This window comes from Thalassiella azotivora (genome assembly GCF_054781695.1).
The window spans coordinates 55,325-70,265 of the sequence record NZ_BAAGTX010000021.1 but is presented as its reverse complement, the minus strand read 5'-3'; the positions used below and the strand labels follow the sequence as shown (position 1 = coordinate 70,265).

The 14,941-nt window shown below is 74.5% G+C and carries 14 protein-coding genes, 1 tRNA gene and 1 other RNA gene; 7 read left to right on the top strand and 9 right to left on the bottom strand.

Annotated elements, in window-relative coordinates; genetic code table 11:
* Nucleotides 1–61: 61 nt before the first annotated feature.
* Genes ACYVQV_RS14870 through ACYVQV_RS14860 form a run of 3 tightly spaced genes read right to left on the bottom strand, consistent with a single transcriptional unit; the run spans nt 62 to nt 1,977 of the window.
* On the bottom strand, nt 62–763 hold the full coding sequence (locus ACYVQV_RS14870; protein WP_461024086.1) for a hypothetical protein: 702 nt from the start codon (nt 761–763) through the stop codon (nt 62–64).
* Nucleotides 764–818: 55 nt separating this feature from the next.
* Complete coding sequence (locus ACYVQV_RS14865; protein WP_461024085.1) at nt 819–1,619, bottom strand: LytR C-terminal domain-containing protein; 801 nt, start codon at nt 1,617–1,619, stop codon at nt 819–821.
* 58 nt (nt 1,620–1,677) lie between these two features.
* Nucleotides 1,678–1,977 carry a type II toxin-antitoxin system VapB family antitoxin gene (locus tag ACYVQV_RS14860; protein ID WP_461024084.1) on the bottom strand — a complete coding sequence of 100 codons (300 nt, stop codon included), beginning with the start codon at nt 1,975–1,977 and terminating at the stop codon, nt 1,678–1,680.
* Nucleotides 1,978–2,091: 114 nt separating this feature from the next.
* On the opposite strand from ACYVQV_RS14860, the gene ACYVQV_RS14855 reads away from it, so the two are divergent.
* Nucleotides 2,092–3,717: a helicase HerA-like domain-containing protein gene (locus ACYVQV_RS14855; protein ID WP_461024083.1), complete on the top strand. Its 1,626-nt coding sequence runs from the start codon at nt 2,092–2,094 to the stop codon at nt 3,715–3,717.
* A 149-nt stretch (nt 3,718–3,866) separates the two neighbouring features.
* Nucleotides 3,867–5,432 (top strand): M20/M25/M40 family metallo-hydrolase, encoded by a 1,566-nt coding sequence (locus tag ACYVQV_RS14850; protein WP_461024082.1) that lies wholly within the window; start codon nt 3,867–3,869, stop codon nt 5,430–5,432.
* A gap of 102 nt (nt 5,433–5,534) precedes the next feature.
* Here the strand turns inward: ACYVQV_RS14850 and ACYVQV_RS14845 are convergent, their stop codons facing one another.
* Together ACYVQV_RS14845 and ACYVQV_RS14840 are read right to left on the bottom strand one after the other, a co-directional pair.
* Nucleotides 5,535–5,753 (bottom strand): hypothetical protein, encoded by a 219-nt coding sequence (locus ACYVQV_RS14845; RefSeq protein ID WP_461024081.1) that lies wholly within the window; start codon nt 5,751–5,753, stop codon nt 5,535–5,537.
* A gap of 121 nt (nt 5,754–5,874) precedes the next feature.
* A tRNA-Ser gene (locus ACYVQV_RS14840) sits at nt 5,875–5,957 on the bottom strand.
* Nucleotides 5,958–6,071: 114 nt separating this feature from the next.
* Between ACYVQV_RS14840 and ffs the strand changes: the two genes are divergently transcribed.
* Nucleotides 6,072–6,168: signal recognition particle sRNA small type (ffs, locus tag ACYVQV_RS14835), an RNA gene on the top strand.
* Between the two features lie 26 nt (nt 6,169–6,194).
* Here the strand turns inward: ffs and ACYVQV_RS14830 are convergent.
* On the bottom strand, nt 6,195–6,752 hold the full coding sequence (locus tag ACYVQV_RS14830) for a gluconokinase (protein WP_461024108.1): 558 nt from the start codon (nt 6,750–6,752) through the stop codon (nt 6,195–6,197).
* A gap of 50 nt (nt 6,753–6,802) precedes the next feature.
* Complete coding sequence (locus ACYVQV_RS14825) at nt 6,803–8,170, bottom strand: GntP family permease (RefSeq protein WP_461024107.1); 1,368 nt, start codon at nt 8,168–8,170, stop codon at nt 6,803–6,805.
* 222 nt (nt 8,171–8,392) lie between these two features.
* On the opposite strand from ACYVQV_RS14825, the gene ACYVQV_RS14820 reads away from it, so the two are divergent.
* From ACYVQV_RS14820 to ACYVQV_RS14805, 4 genes are all read left to right on the top strand, one after another.
* Nucleotides 8,393–10,774 carry a DNA polymerase III subunit gamma and tau gene (locus tag ACYVQV_RS14820; RefSeq protein ID WP_461024080.1) on the top strand — a complete coding sequence of 794 codons (2,382 nt, stop codon included), beginning with the start codon at nt 8,393–8,395 and terminating at the stop codon, nt 10,772–10,774.
* A gap of 107 nt (nt 10,775–10,881) precedes the next feature.
* The gene (locus tag ACYVQV_RS14815) at nt 10,882–11,418 is read left to right on the top strand and encodes an AMIN-like domain-containing (lipo)protein (RefSeq protein WP_461024079.1); all 537 of its coding nucleotides are present in this window, start codon (nt 10,882–10,884) and stop codon (nt 11,416–11,418) included.
* Nucleotides 11,419–11,512: 94 nt separating this feature from the next.
* Nucleotides 11,513–12,112 carry a recombination mediator RecR gene (gene recR / locus ACYVQV_RS14810; RefSeq protein ID WP_461024078.1) on the top strand — a complete coding sequence of 200 codons (600 nt, stop codon included), beginning with the start codon at nt 11,513–11,515 and terminating at the stop codon, nt 12,110–12,112.
* Nucleotides 12,105–12,707, top strand: coding sequence for a DUF5063 domain-containing protein (locus tag ACYVQV_RS14805; protein ID WP_461024077.1), 603 nt, complete (start codon nt 12,105–12,107; stop codon nt 12,705–12,707). The genes recR and ACYVQV_RS14805 overlap by 8 nt, the downstream gene beginning before the upstream one ends.
* A 47-nt stretch (nt 12,708–12,754) precedes the next feature.
* Here ACYVQV_RS14805 and ACYVQV_RS14800 read toward each other — a convergent pair whose 3' ends face one another.
* Nucleotides 12,755–13,915, bottom strand: a complete 1,161-nt coding sequence (locus tag ACYVQV_RS14800; RefSeq protein ID WP_461024076.1) for an ABC transporter permease — start codon at nt 13,913–13,915, stop codon at nt 12,755–12,757.
* Entirely contained in the window at nt 13,912–14,871 is a 960-nt protein-coding gene (locus ACYVQV_RS14795; protein ID WP_461024075.1) for an ABC transporter ATP-binding protein, read from the bottom strand. The genes ACYVQV_RS14800 and ACYVQV_RS14795 overlap by 4 nt, the downstream gene beginning before the upstream one ends.
* Nucleotides 14,872–14,941: the final 70 nt, after the last annotated feature.

Below are 14,941 nucleotides of genomic sequence, written 5' to 3'. Positions count from 1 at the left end.
GTCACACCGCGGGTGGGTGCCCGGACGTGAGCCGGGACGCCGGGCGGAACGTCGTGCCCCCTCAGTCCTTCTCGTCGCCCATCCGCTTGAGCAGCCCCACCCCGGGCAGGCCCAGGACGACGTCGCGCAGGTCGTCGACGACCTCGAGGATCGCGTGCACGTCCGGGCCCACCCGGTCGAGCTGGCGCAGCATCGGCAGGACGTCCTCGTCCAGGTGCGCCAGCAGGACGGGCAGCCGGTCCAGCAGCGCCACCGCGGCGTCCACCTCGTCGGGGCTCAGCGACTCCGCGACCCTGCGCAGGACGGGCAGCAGCTCCTCGCCCAGCGGCGTCAGGGTGCCGAGCAGGTGGTCGCCCCGGTGCAGCAGGCCGCTCCCGCCCTCGACGAGGCGGTCGGCCTTGGTCAGGACCGCGTCGCCGGTGCCGAGGAGGTCCGCGGCGCGACGGGCCGCGGCGTCGGACCGGCTGACCACCCCGCCGGCGTCCAGGGCCGTCTCCTGCGCCTGGTCCACCACGGCCTCGACACGCACCAGCAGCAGGTCCAGGGCGTCCAGGAGCCCATCGACCCGCGCCACCAGCGTCTCCGCCGTCGCCACCAGGGTCGCCGTCCGGGTCAGCAGGTCGGCGGTTCGTGGCACCAGGCCGGCAGCCGTGCTCACGGCGCCCAGGACGCCGCCGACCGTCGCGCCCGCCACCGTCGCGAGGGCGCCCACGGCACCGAGCGGGTCGCGGGCGACCGCGACGACGGACGGGACCGGCAGCATCCCGACAGTGTGGACCGGACCGCCCGTACCGGCCCGCCGAGCGGCGCCGTCACCCCTAACCGTCTGTGGGCTCCCCCTCCGCCGAGGGCTCGCCGGTCGCTGCCGGGTCGGTGGGTGCCGGGGCGGTCGCTGACGGTGTCCCGCAGCCCTCGGGCACGGGCGGCGCGGTGAGCCGCTCCGCCTCCTCGACCGGGGTCATCCCGGCGAACCCGGCGCCGATCGACAGCTCCACCACGGCGCCGCTGCGGCCGTCGTCCAGGAGCGTCGTACCCGACACGTGCGCCGCGACCGTGCGCGCGAAGGGCAGTCCCTGCGGGCCGTGCCGGACCTGCACGCCCGGGAAGACGCCGCTGCGGTCGTTGCCGATGTCGCGCACCGTCATCCCCCGGGCCTGCAGCTCCGCGGCCACCTGACCGGCGATCCCCGCGACGTCCGTGGCGTTGAGGACGACGACCGTGACGTCAGACTCCTGCGCCGCGGTCGGCGAGGGGGTCGGGCAGGGCTCCTCGGCCGTCGCCGCGTCCTGCCCACCGGGCCACTCCCAGCGCCCGGTCCAGACGCCGTACGCCCCGACCCCGACCGCCAGGACCGCCAGGACGACGACCCCGAAGGCGACCGCCTGCCTGCGCCGCCGGCGCAGCCGCACCCGCTCGGCCTCCCGGCGCGCCTGGTAGCGGCGCTCGTCCTCCTCGGTCCACTCGGCCTCGTCGTCCAGGCCGGGGTCGGGCACGCCCTCGACGTCGGTGTCCGGCCCGGGGCCGGTCAGGTCCCAGGGCCGGTCGACGTCCGGGTCGTCACCGGCACCCTCACCAGCACCGTCGTCGCTGCCGTCACGGCCCCATCCCCGTCCTGCCACGCGTCCCCTCCGTCCCGGACCCTGCCGGTCCCGCGTCCCGGACCGCCGTCGCGGTCCCTCAGCCGTCGACCACGAGCACCCTGGCGTGCAGGACCGGGCGCCCCCTCAGCGCCGCGCGCACCGCACGGTGCAGCCCGTCCTCCAGGTACATCACGCCGCGGAACTGGACGACGTGCGCGAACAGGTCCCCGAAGAAGGTCGAGTCCTCGGCGAGGAGCGTCTCGAGGTCCAGCATCCGCTTCGTCGTGACCAGCTCGTCCAGGCGCACCATCCGCGGTGGCACCTCGGCCCACTGCTTGGTCGTGGTCAGGCCGTGCTCCGGGTAGGGCCGGCCCTCACCCACTCCCTTGAAGATCACGCAGGCAGTCTAGGTGCGTCACGTCACGTCACGGCGGACGACGTGCGGCCCGTCCGCGACCGACACCAGTTCGTGACAGGGCGCCGGGACGCCCGCCGTCGCTACGGTGAGCGCGTGCCCGACGAACCCGCACCTGCCGGCGACGTGCCCGCGGCGGCGTCCGCGCTCGCCGCCGAGGTCCGCGCCGGGTACGCCACCGACGGCCCGGCCCTCGAGCTCGGCGCCCTGGTCGTCGACGGCACGACCGTCCCGGACGCCGGGGTCCGGCTGCCGCTGTCGGTCCTCAACCGCCACGGGCTGGTCGCCGGCGCCACCGGCACCGGCAAGACGCGCACCCTGCAGCTGCTCGCGGAGCAGCTCAGCGCGCACGGCGTCCCCGTCCTCGTGGCCGACGTCAAGGGCGACCTGTCCGGTCTGGCCGTCCCGGGTGAGCCCGGCGAGAAGCTGCTGCGCCGGGCGTCCGACGTGGGCCAGGACTGGCGTCCCGCCGCCTCCCCGGTCGACCTGCTGTCCCTCGGCGGCCGCGGCACCGGGGTCCCGGTGCGGGCGACCACCACGTCGTTCGGGCCGCAGCTGCTCAGCAAGGTCCTCGGCCTGACCCAGGTGCAGGCCTCGTCGCTGAACCTGGTGTTCCACTTCGCCGACCGGGCCGGTCTGCCGCTGCTCGACGTCAAGGACCTGCGCGCCGTCGTCCAGCACCTCGTGTCCGACGAGGGCGCCGAGGACCTCGAGGGACTCGGCGGCATCAGCCGGTCCACGGCCGGCGTGATCCTGCGCGAGCTCGTCGCGTTCAGTGACGCGGGGGCGGACGCGTTCTTCGGTGAGCCGGAGCTCGACCCGGCGGACCTCATGCGCACCACCGAGGACGGTCGCGGCGTGATCAGCTGCCTGGAGCTGCCCGAGGTCCAGGACCAGCCCCGGCTGTTCTCCACCTTCCTCGTGTGGCTGCTCGCCGAGCTGTTCCAGGAGCTGCCGGAGGTCGGGGACCTCGACCGGCCGAGGCTCGTGTTCTTCCTCGACGAGGCGCACCTGGTGTTCGACGACGCCCCGAAGGCGTTCGTCGACCAGGTGGCGCAGACCGTTCGGCTGATCCGGTCCAAGGGCGTCGGGGTGTTCTTCGTGACGCAGTCGCCCACCGACCTGCCGGCCGAGGTGCTCGGCCAGCTCGGCAGCCGCGTCCAGCACGCGCTGCGCGCGTTCACCCCGCAGGACGCGAAGGCGCTCCGGGCCACCGCGTCGACGTACCCCACGTCCGAGCACGTGGACGTCGCTGGGCTCCTGACCACCGTCGGGACCGGGGAGGCGGTCGTGACGGTGCTCGACGAGGAGGGCGTGCCCACCCCCGTCGCGTGGACGCGGCTGCGCGCGCCGCAGTCGTCGATGGCACCGGCGCCGGACGACGTCCAGGCCGAGCTCGTGCGGCGCTCGCCCCTGCTGGTCGAGTACGGGACGGCGGTCGACCGCGAGTCGGCGTACGAGCGGCTGGCCGCGAGGGTGCGGGAGGCCGAGGAGCAGGTCGCCGAGGAGGAGGCAGCCGAGGGGCGGGACGCCCTCGACCACGACGCCGGGGCGCCCGCGGGTCGTCGGCCGGTGCCTGAGGCGGAGCGGGCCGAGCCCTCCACGGCGCAGCGGGTGCTGTCCTCACCGGCGTTCCGCTCGTTCGTCCGGTCCGCGGCGACGGTGCTCGGCCGGGAGATCACCCGCGGCGTCCTGGGCACCGGACGTCGGCGCCGCCGCTGACGCCGGTCACGTCGCACCGGGCGAGCGTCGCGGGACCCCTTCCGGTAGCGGTCGGTTCGCCCTAGGTTGGCGGGCGCGCCGGCGTGGCTGACCGCGGTCACGTGGGTCGACGAGGACCCAGGCGCAGGCCCCCACGAGGAGGACAGTCCGTGAGAGCACGTCGCACTGCGCTGGCGCTCGCCACCGCCAGCACGCTCGCCGCCGGAGCGCTCGTCGCAGCGCCCGTGGCGGTCGCCAAGGGCAACCCGAACACCCCGGAGGGCTTCGCCGAGCGGATCCGCACCGAGGCGCTCGTCGACCACCTCGAGGCGTTCCAGAGGATCGCCGACGAGAACGACGGCAACCGCGCCGCCCTCACCGAGGGGTACGAGGAGAGCGCCCGGTACGTCGAGCGGACGCTCAAGCGCTCCGGCTACAAGACCGAGCGGGACTACTTCACGTTCGACCGGGAGATCGTCGAGGCCGCGTCCCTGACCGTCGCCGGCGGCGCCACCTACGAGGTGGACCAGATGGAGTACTCGCCGAGCACCCCGGTGGGTGGCGTGACGGCCGGTGCGGTGACACCCGGCACGAACGCCGAGGGCTGCGACGCGGCGGCCTGGGAGGGTTCCGACCCCACCGGCGGGATCGCCGTCGTCAGCCGCGGCAGCTGCTCGTTCGCGCAGAAGGCGCAGGTCGCCGAGGCCGCGGGTGCCGTCGGCGTCGTCGTCTACAACAACACCGAGGGCATGCTCTTCGGGACGCTCGGTGCCCCGGACGTGGTGTCGATCCCGGTGGCGGGCATGACCCAGGCCGACGGGCAGGCGCTCGCGGCGGCAGCCCAGGCGGGTGACGTGGAGGTCACCCTGGAGGTCCGCTTCCGCACCGAGGAGGTCGAGTCCTTCAACGTCATCGCCGAGACCCGCCGCGGCCGCGACGACAACGTCGTCATGCTCGGTGCGCACCTCGACGGCGTCGAGGACGGCGCCGGCATCAACGACAACGCGACCGGTTCCGCGGCGCTGCTCGAGGTCGCCGTCCAGCTCTCCCGCAGCAAGAACCACAACAACACCGTGCGGTTCGCCTGGTGGGGCGCCGAGGAGCTCGGCCTGATCGGGTCGACGGCGTACGTCGAGGAGCTGGCCGAGCAGGAGGGCGAGCTCGACCGGATCGCGACGTACCTGAACTTCGACATGATCGGCTCGCCGAACTACATCATCGGCGTGTACGACGCGGACCAGTCCACGTACCCGGCGCCGGTCCCCGTGCCGCCGGGCTCGGAGGAGACCGAGGACGTCTTCACCGAGTACTTCGACAGCATCGGCCAGCCGTGGGTGGACACCCAGTTCTCGGGGCGCTCCGACTACCAGGCCTTCATCGTCAACGGCGTCCCCGCCTCGGGTCTGTTCACGGGCGCGGACGGCGTGAAGACCGAGGAGGAGGTCGAGATGTTCGGCGGCACCGCCGGCATCACGTACGACCCGAACTACCACTCGCCCGAGGACGACATCGACAACGTCGACGTCGAGGCGCTGGGGATCATGAGCAAGGCCATCGGCTTCGCCACCCGAAGCCTGGCCGACGACACCTCCGCCATCAACGGGGTCTCGGGGCCGGGCAACGGCCGCCCGCTGCCGGGCCGTCCGGGCCTGCCGCGGGGTGACCACGGCAAGGGCCACCAGCTGAGCGAGGGCCTGCACGCCGGCCACGACCACGGCGAGGAGCTCGCCGCCTGACGTGACCGGGTGAGCCGGTCGACGCCGGCTCGCGAAGCGAGAGGACCCGGCACCCCCACGGGGGTGCCGGGTCCTCCGTCGTCCGGGGTGGGGCTGCGCCGGTCAGGCGCTGCGGGCCTCCAGCGGTGCGAGGCCCACGACCACGACGGTGCCGCAGCCCACGCAGATCCGGTCGGGGCAGTCGTCGTCGTGACCGTCGGCGCACGGCAGCGCCTCGAAGGGCATCGGCTCGCCGCAGGTGGAGCAGTCCCACGCCTCGACGGCGGCCCACAGCAGCGCGTCGTCCTCGCGGCGGGAGCGGGTCGTCCTGGTGGTGGCCATGACCCGAGGTTCGCACCCGTCACCGACACCGGCCAAGCAGCCGCGCCGCAGGTACCGCGGGACCCGGCCTGACCGGGTACGCGCGAGGGGCCCGCGACGACGTCACGGGCCCCTCGGCCGGCGGAGGATGGGGGATTCGAACCCCCGAGGGTTTCCCCAACCCGCTTTCCAAGCGAGCGCCCTAGGCCACTAGGCGAATCCTCCGCCGAGAAGGGTACCCGAGTCGCCGCGGTGCTCCGAGACCGGTGCGCGCCGCACGCTCGTCGCGACCGCGGGACGGCCGGTCGGGAGCACCCCGCGGTGGTTGTTACAGTGGTCGCAGACCCCTCGTGCGGCGTCAACCAGCTGAACTCCCCCAGGGCCGGAAGGCAGCAAGGGTAGGCAGGCTCTGTCGGGTGCACGAGGGGTCCTTCGCGTCCTGCGGCGGCGTCGGCACGGCCGTCAGCCCCCGGTCCGCTCCCCGCCGTCCGCGTCGTCGTCCTGGTCGTCGTCCTGGTCGTCGTCCTGGTCGTCGTCGAGTGGCAGCCCGAGCCGGTGGATCGCCTCCTCGACGAGCTCGTCCGGCGTCCGCGCGAGGTCAAGGACGACGCCGTCCTCGTCGTCCTGCAGCGGTTCGAGGGTGTCGAGCTGGGACTGCAGCAGGGACGCCGGCATGAAGTGCCCCTTCCGGCTGCCCATCCGCTGCCGGATCAGCTCGGGGTCGCCGTGCAGGTGGACGAACTGCAGGCCGGGCGGGCCGTCGCGCAGCACGTCGCGGTACGAGCGCTTGAGCGCCGAGCACGCGATCACCGTGGAGAACCCCTGGGCGGACTGCGCGGCCATCCACGCCGCGAGCTCGCGCAGCCACGGCCAGCGGTCGTCGTCCGTCAGTGGCGTGCCGCCCTCCATCTTCGCGATGTTCTCCGGCGGGTGGAACCGGTCCGCCTCGCCGTAGGGCAGGCCGGTGCGCTCGCTGATGCCCTGCGCGACGGTCGTCTTGCCGCAGCCGGACACGCCCATCACCACGACGTGCTGGGTGACGTGCTCGGCCGACGGCACGGGTGGTGGGGTCACAGCAGCAGGCTCCCGACGAGGGCGATGACGAACCCGATCGTGCCGAGCAGCGTCTCCATCACGGTCCACGTCCTGAAGGTGGTCTTCACGTCCATGTCCAGGAACCGGCCGACCAGCCAGAACCCGGAGTCGTTGACGTGCGACAGGACGGTCGCGCCGCAGGCGATCGCGATGACGATGAAGCACAGGTCCAGGCTGCTCAGCCCGGACGTCGCCTCCACCGTGGGGGCCATCAGCCCGGCCGTCGTGGTCAGCGCGACGGTCGCCGAGCCCTGCGCGACGCGCAGCGCGGTGGAGACGGCGAACGCCGCGACGATGACGGGCAGCCCCGTCTCCTCCAGGCTCCCGGCGAGGGCCTCGCCGATGCCGCTGGTCCGCAGGACGCCGCCGAACATGCCGCCGGCGCCGGTGATGAGGATGATCGCGCAGACCGGCCCGAGGGCGTCGTTGACGATCTTCTCGACGTCCGCCCGCGACCGGCGTCCGCGGCCGAGCAGCAGCATCGCGTAGATGACCGTGATGAGCAGGGCCACCGGCGTCTGGCCGATCATCCGCAGCACGTTGACCCAGTCGGCGTCCCCGTCGACGGCCCCGGCCGTGGCCAGGGTGTTCAGGCCCGTGTTGAGGAAGATCAGGACGAGCGGCAGCAGCAGCACCGACAGGACGAGCCCGAACGCGGGCGGCCGTCCCTCGTTCTCGTCGGCCTCGGACCCGAGCAGCGCCGGGATCGGCAGGTCGAACCTCTTCCCCGCCCACAGACCGAACAGGTACGCGCCGAGGAACCAGGTCGGCAGCCCGATGACGAGTCCGACGAAGACGAGCAGGCCGATGTCGGCGCCGAGCAGCTCGGCCGCGGCGACCGGCCCCGGGTGCGGTGGGACGAAGGAGTGCATCACCGCGAACGCGCCGGCGGCGGGCAGCGCGTACAGGAGCACCGACCCGCCGAACCGGCGGGCGACGCTGAAGATGATCGGCAGCATCACGACGAGGCCGGCGTCGAAGAAGATCGGGAAGCCGAAGAGCAGGGAGGCGACGCCGAGCGCGAGGGGGGCGCGCTTCTCACCGAAGCGGTTGATCAGGGTGTCGGCGAGGACCTGCGCGCCGCCGGTCACCTCGAGCAGGCGGCCGATCATGGCGCCGAGGCCGACGAGCAGCGCGACGGCGGCCAGGGTCGAGCCGAACCCCGCGAGCAGCGTGGGGACGACGTCGGCGTACGGGATCTGCGTCACCAGCGCCGTGAGCAGGCTGACCAGGATGAGCGCCACGAACGCGTGCAGCTTGAAGCGGATGATGAGGACGAGCAGCACCAGGACGGCGGCTGCCGCGATGGCCAGCAGCGTCCCCGTGCCGTAGGCGGGCTCCATGGTCTCCACAGGACCTCCTGGGGTCTCGACGCGCGCTCCACCACGTACCGGACACTGTGGTGCAGATCACCGTCGCTCGCACGGGATGTGATCACGGGGCCTGCCGCCGGCCCTGTCGTCGGCCCTGTCGTCGGCCCTGTCGCTGGGCCCGGTCGCGGCACCGGGCGAGGCGGTCGCCGGTCCCGTCCACCCGGGTCGGTGGGGAGGGTTACTGTCTCGTGCGTGCCCACCGCGCTGTACCGCCGCTACCGGCCGGAGACCTTCGCCGACGTCATCGGCCAGGAGCACGTCACCGCCCCCCTCATGCAGGCGCTGCGCAGCGACCGGGTCAACCACGCGTACCTGTTCTCCGGCCCGCGCGGCTGCGGCAAGACGACGTCCGCCCGGATCCTCGCGCGCATCCTCAACTGCGCGCGGTGGGAGCCCGCCGCGGACGGCACCCGTCCGGACGCCCCCTGCGGGGAGTGCGACTCCTGCGTGGAGATGGCCCGGGGAGGCGCCGGCAGCCTGGACGTCGTCGAGATCGACGCGGCCAGCCACGGCGGTGTGGACGACGCGCGCGAGCTGCGCGAGCGCGCCACCTTCGCCCCCGCCCGGGACCGCTTCAAGATCTTCGTCATCGACGAGGCGCACATGGTGTCCCCGGCGGGCTTCAACGCCCTGCTGAAGATCGTCGAGGAGCCGCCGCCGCACGTGCGGTTCATCTTCGCCACCACCGAGCCGGACAAGGTCCTGCAGACCATCCGGTCCAGGACCCACCACTACCCGTTCCACCTCGTCCCGTCCGACCGGTTGCTCGCGTACCTCCAGGAGCTCTGCGAGAAGGAGCGGGTCCCCGTCGGCAAGGGCGTCCTGCCGCTCGTCGTCCGCGCCGGCGGGGGGTCCGTGCGCGACTCCCTGTCCGTCCTCGACCAGCTGATGGCGGGGGCCGGGCCCGACGGCGTCGACTACGAGATGGCCGTGGCGCTGCTCGGGTACACGCACGCGTCCCTGCTCGACGGCGCGGTGGACGCGCTCGCCGCGGGGGACGGGGCGAGCGCCTTCCGCGTCGTCGACAAGGTGATCGAGTCGGGCCACGACCCCCGACGCTTCGTCGAGGACCTGCTCGAGCGCTACCGCGACCTCATCGTCGTCCGCGCGGTCGGCGAGAACGCCCGGGCCGTGCTGCGGACGCTGCCGGAGGACCAGCTGGCGCGGATGGCGGGGCAGGCCGAGCGGCAGGGGCAGGCGGAGCTGTCCCGCGCGGCGGACATCTGCAACGCCGCGCTGACCGAGATGACCGGGGCGACGTCGCCCCGGCTCCACCTCGAGCTGCTCGTCGCCCGGCTGCTGCTGCCCGCCGCGGAGGCGGGGGAGCGCGGGCTCGGCGCGCGCGTCGACCGGCTGGAGCGCCGCGTCGGGGTGCCGGGCAGCGGCCACGTGCCCGTGGTCGGCGCCGTGTCGCCGCCCGCGCCGGCCGTCGCGCCGGCACCAGCCTCTGCACCGGCACCGGCCACTGCACCAGCCTCTGCACCGGCCTCTGCCTCGGCACCGGCCCCTGGGCCCGCTGCTGGGGCACCGGTGGCGGCTGGTGCCGCGGGTGCGTCGGCTCACGGGACCGGCGAGGTGGCGCCGGAGCCCACCGACCGACGGCCCGAGTCCCCGTCCGCCCGGCCCGACGCCGTCGCGGGTGCGGCGTCCTCCGAGCTGGACGCCGTCCGCCGGATGTGGCCCGACGTCCTGGACGTGCTCAGGGGGCTCAAGCGCACCACCTGGTCCACCCTGAGCCACGCGCACGTGCAGGACCTGTCCGGTGGGGTGCTGAGGCTCGGCTTCACCAACGCCGGTGCGCTCGGCATGTTCAACCGCGGTGCGCACCCGGACTACGTCCGGCAGGCCCTCGTCCAGGTCATCGGCCTGGACGTCAAGGTCGAGGGCGTCCCCGCCCAGGACGGGCCGGTCGCCCAGCCCGCGACCGAACCCACGACCGTGCCGACGGACGCCGCGCCGACCGAGCCGTCGGAGGCCGCACCGGAGGCCGCACGGGAGGCCGCACCGCCGAGATCGCCCGCCGACCCGACACCGCCGGGGCGCGACAGCGCTGCGTCGTCGCAGGCGGTCTCGCGGGAGGCGGCCCGTCCCGCGGGTGCACGGGGTGGAGCCCCCGACACCGCAGGCGCCCAGCGCCCCGACGACTGGGACGACGTCCCGCCCCCGCTCGACCCCGGCCCCGACCCGTGGGACGAGCCGGCGGCGCGGCGGGCGCCGCGCGACGACCAGCCGCCGCGCACGGAGCAGCCGCCGCGCCCAGAGCAGACGCCGCGCCCAGAGCAGACGCCGAGTCAGGGGCAGACGCCGCGTCACGAGCAGGGACCCGGCGACCGGGGCGCCGTCGCGCGCGGGGGTGCGGCGGCAGCGCGCGAGGCGGCGCGGCGTCGCGGCCCCGCCGGGAGCCCGGTCCCCGAGGGCCCGGACGACCGCCCGAGCCGGCCGTCCGTCGTGGCTCCGGAGCACGACGTCCCGGACTACGACGACCCGGACGCGGAGGACTCCGGGCTCGTCGGCACGCGCGTCGTCGAGCAGCTCCTCGGTGGGCGCGTCATCGACGTCGAACCCGGGTCCTGACGCCCCGGCGGACCTGGCCCGGCCGAAGCCCCGGTGTCAACGCCGGCGGCCCGCAGGACGTCTCCAGGGTGGGCCGCGCGCGCGGCCCCCAGCCCTGGAGGTGCACGATGCGACGACTCCTGCTGACCGTGGCCGCGATCCTCGGCCTCGTCGTCCCGATGGCGGTGACCGCGACGTCCGCGACGGCCGCGCCGTACTGCGGGATCCGGTGGGGCTCCCTGCCCAAGACGGCCCCGCTCGGCTCCGGCGACCCGCTCTTCGACGTCCGCACGGGCCGCCACCCCTGCTTCGACCGGCTGGTCCTCGACGTGGCCGGGGACGTCCGCGGCTACTCGGTCCAGTACGTGGACCGGCTCGTCCAGGACGGCTCGGGCACCACGGTGCCGGTCTCCGGTGGTGCCCGGATCGAGGTGACCGCGCGAGTCCCCGTGGTGCCCACGGACTCGTTCTTCACCGGCCGCGGCCGCGACGTCTCCGACGTGGCCGGCTACCGCGCCTTCCGCCAGGTGGTGTGGGTGGGGAGCTTCGAGGGCCAGAGCACGGTCGGGCTGGGGGTGCGCGCCCGGCTGCCGTTCCGGGTGTTCCTGCTCGACGGTCCGGGGGACGGCTCCCGGATGGTGGTCGACGTCGCCCACCGGTGGTGAGCCGGACCGCCCGACGAGGCGCGTCGCCGACCGGCACCCGACGACGGTGCGGGACCGGTCGGCGACGGTCCGTGGCCGCGGCTAGGCTCGTCGTGTGTACGAGGGCGTGGTCCAGGACCTGATCGACGAGCTCGGGCGGCTGCCCGGCGTCGGTCCCAAGAGCGCCCAGCGGATCGCGTTCCACCTGCTCGCCGCGGACGAGGCCGACGTCCGGCGCCTCGTGCAGGCGCTCACCGAGGTCAAGCAGCGGGTCCGCTTCTGCGCCACGTGCGGCAACGTCGCCGAGGACGAGCAGTGCCGGGTCTGCCGGGACCCGCGGCGGGACGGCGCGGTGCTGTGCGTCGTCGAGGAGTCCAAGGACGTCGTCGCGATCGAGCGCACCCGCGAGTTCCGCGGCCGGTACCACGTGCTCGGCGGGGCGATCAGCCCGATCGACGGCATCGGTCCGGACGACCTGCGCGTCAAGGAGCTCATGACGCGGCTGGCCTCCGGCGAGGTCACCGAGATCATCATCGCCACCGACCCGAACCTGGAGGGGGAGGCCACCGCGGCCTACCTCGCCCGGCTGCTCAAGCCGATGGGGCTGAAGGTGACGAGGCTGGCGTCCGGGCTGCCGGTCGGCGGCGACCTGGAGTACGCGGACGAGGTCACCCTCGGCCGGGCTTTCGAGGGCAGGAGGTTGCTCGATGTCTGACCCGACGCACGGCAGCGACCCGGTCGGGGCGCACGACACCGCCGACCCCGGACTGCGTCCCATCGCGGACGCCACCGCGACGGAGGTCCGCGGCTACCTGGGCGCCCTCACCGAGGTCGCGTCCGGGGAGAACCCCGACACCGCGATCCCGGTGCTCCTGCTGGCCGTGTCGCAGGTGCTCGGGACGGGCGCCCGGCTGGGCGCCATCACCGACGTCCTGCCCTCGGAGCGGTTCGAGCCCGACCCGGGCCCGGACGCCGACATCGACCCCGTGCGGGCCGGTCTGGCCAACCTGTTCGAGGGGATCGACGAGTACGTCGACGTCGTCGACCCGCTGACGTCCGGCGAGATCGTCCGCGGGTCGCTGTCCAACGACCTGGCGTCGGTCGCGGCGCCGCTCGTGCACGGGCTGCGGCACTACGAGGCGGGCCGCGTCGACGAGGCCATGTGGTGGTGGCAGTTCTCCTACCTGTCGACCTGGGGCGACCGCGCCGCCAGCGCCCTGCGCGTCCTGCACTCGGTGCTCAGCCACCTGCGCCTGGACGCCGACGACGAGACGGTCGCCGACGCGGAGTTCGACGCGCTGCACCCCTGACCGGGCGTCCCTCTGACGGGGCGTCCCCCTCACCGGCCTCGTGCGCGTCACGCGATCCGGGTACCCCGCGCGAGCCGGCCGACGGGCGTGCTGAGACGTCGCACCGCCGCGCCCACACCCACGCCCCCGAGGGCGAGGTAGGCCGCCAACCCGAACGGCCACACCGGCGAGGTGTCGCGGGCGCCCTCGTAGGTCAGGCCCTCGTCCGGCCACGCCGCCCAGCACTCGTCGACGACCTCGTCCGGACCATCCCGCATCTCGCGGACGCCGGCCTGCACGAGATGGAGCAGGTCCTCGTCCTGCTCCATCTCGTCCGTCGGGTCGGGATCGGCCGCCCGGGGGGCCGCGTCGGCCACGACGACGTAGGGGTTCGCCGCGAGCAGCCACCACGTCCACTCGCTGTGCAGCACCGTGCGCTCCTCCACGACCTCGACGCAGTCGTCGCGGGTGAGCTCCATCTCGAACGGGTCGCCGGCGGGGTGGGTGAGGACCCTCGTCGGCTCGTCGACGGCGACGAGGGGGAGCGACAGACCGAAGAAGACGAGGGTGAAGACCGACAGCCCGGCCACCGAGAGGTAGGTGAGCACCGCCGACGAGGCGGTCCGCGCGCAGACGGCGGACCAGCCGAGCGCTATCCCGCAGACCGTCAGGAGCACGAGCGCGACCGTGCCCAGCGCCACCACCACGCGCAGCAGGGACGTGCCGGGCAGCACCAGGGACAGCAGCACGAACGGCGACGCGGTCGCCAGCAGGACGAGCGACGTCACCCACGCCGCCGCGAGCTTGCCCACGGCGATCTCCGCGGGTGACAGCAGCGTCATCTGCAGCGGTGCGAGGGTGCCCGCTCCCCGGTCGCCGTTCACCGACGTCGCGGTGAGGGACGGTGCGACGACGAGGCCGAGGGTGAGCACGAGCACGACGACCACGGAGAACAGGACCGGTCCGCTGCGGTCGGAGCCCATGGCGGCGAAGGTGAGCCCGGTGATGCCCGCGATGAGCGCGAACCACAGCACCAGGACGACGACCCAGCGGCTGGAGCGGACACGCTGCCTGAGCTCGAGGGCGGCGACGAGGCGCACCCCGTGCCAGGACAGGGACCACGCACCACGGTCCGTGCGCGCCGCCACGCCCACGGGCAAGTCGGTCACGACCAGGTCGCCGGTCGGTGCGGCACGTCGGCCGTCGCCGCCGGCTCCGTCGCTTCTCACCGTCGCTCCTCCTCGAGGCCCAGGTAGACCTGCTCCAGCTGCCCCGCGGCGGGGGCGAAGGACACCACCGGCACGCCGTCGGCGACCAGGTCCCGCAGCAGGTCGGCCGCCGCCTGGTCGGACGGCAGCAGCACGTGCACGTCGCGACCGGGCGCCGACGCGGGGTCCGCGACCTCCCGGACCCCCCGTGAGGCCAGGGCGGCGCGCAGCAGGTCGACGTCCAGGGAGCGCACCTCCCACCGGCGCCACGCGCCCGTCGCCGCCTGCACGGCGGCCTCGTCGACGGTCCGTCCGCGGCTGACGAACACCGCCCGGTCGGCCAGCTCGTCGAGCTCGGAGAGCACGTGGCTGGAGACCAGCACCGCCTTGCCCTGCGCCGCGAGCCGGCGCAGCAGCACCCGCAGGTCCACGCGGCTGCGGGGGTCGAGGCCGGACGCCGGTTCGTCCAGGAGCAGCACCTGGGGGTCGTGCACCAGCGCGCGGGCCAACCCCAGCCGCTGCTTCTGCCCGCGCGAGAGCACCCGGGCCGGCGCGTCGGCGAGCTCGCGCAGGTGCAGCTCAGCCAGCAGCCAGTCGATCCGGTCCCGGGCCTGCGCGTCGGGCACCCGGTACGCGGCCGCGAAGGTGCCCAGCACCTCGCGGCACGTCAGCGACTCCCAGGTGCCGAGCACGTCCGGCATCCACCCCACGCGGGCGTGGACGGCGGCCGGATGCCGGACCGGGTCGGCGCCCGCGACGGTGACCGTCCCGGCGTCCGGGCGCAGCAGGCCGGCCAGGACCAGCAGCAGCGTCGTCTTGCCCGAGCCGTTCGGGCCCACGAGCGCGGTGACCGCGCCGGCGGGCACGTCCACGTCGGCGTGGTCGACGGCGACCACCGAGCCGAACGTGCGGCGCACCCCACGCGCCTGGACCCCTGCGTGCCCGCCGGCCGGTACCGGCACCGCCTGCCCCGTCATGACGGAGGAACGTAACGGCACGGCCCCCGGGCCGGACCCGACCTTCGGCGGAGGGAACGTGGAGATCGTG

Bases quoted from the DNA above. Each gene is read 5' to 3' on its own strand.
- ACYVQV_RS14870 (WP_461024086.1), bottom strand. From the start codon at position 763: ATGCTGCCGGTCCCGTCCGTCGTCGCGGTCGCCCGCGACCCGCTCGGT.
- ACYVQV_RS14845 (WP_461024081.1), bottom strand. From the start codon at position 5,753: ATGGCCACCACCAGGACGACCCGCTCCCGCCGCGAGGACGACGCGCTG.
- ACYVQV_RS14830 (WP_461024108.1), bottom strand. From the start codon at position 6,752: ATGGGCGTGTCCGGCTGCGGCAAGACGACCGTCGCGCAGGGCATCAGC.
- ACYVQV_RS14825 (WP_461024107.1), bottom strand. From the start codon at position 8,170: ATGGAGCCCGCCTACGGCACGGGGACGCTGCTGGCCATCGCGGCAGCC.
- ACYVQV_RS14815 (WP_461024079.1), top strand. From the start codon at position 10,882: ATGCGACGACTCCTGCTGACCGTGGCCGCGATCCTCGGCCTCGTCGTC.
- ACYVQV_RS14805 (WP_461024077.1), top strand. From the start codon at position 12,105: ATGTCTGACCCGACGCACGGCAGCGACCCGGTCGGGGCGCACGACACC.
- ACYVQV_RS14795 (WP_461024075.1), bottom strand. From the start codon at position 14,871: ATGACGGGGCAGGCGGTGCCGGTACCGGCCGGCGGGCACGCAGGGGTC.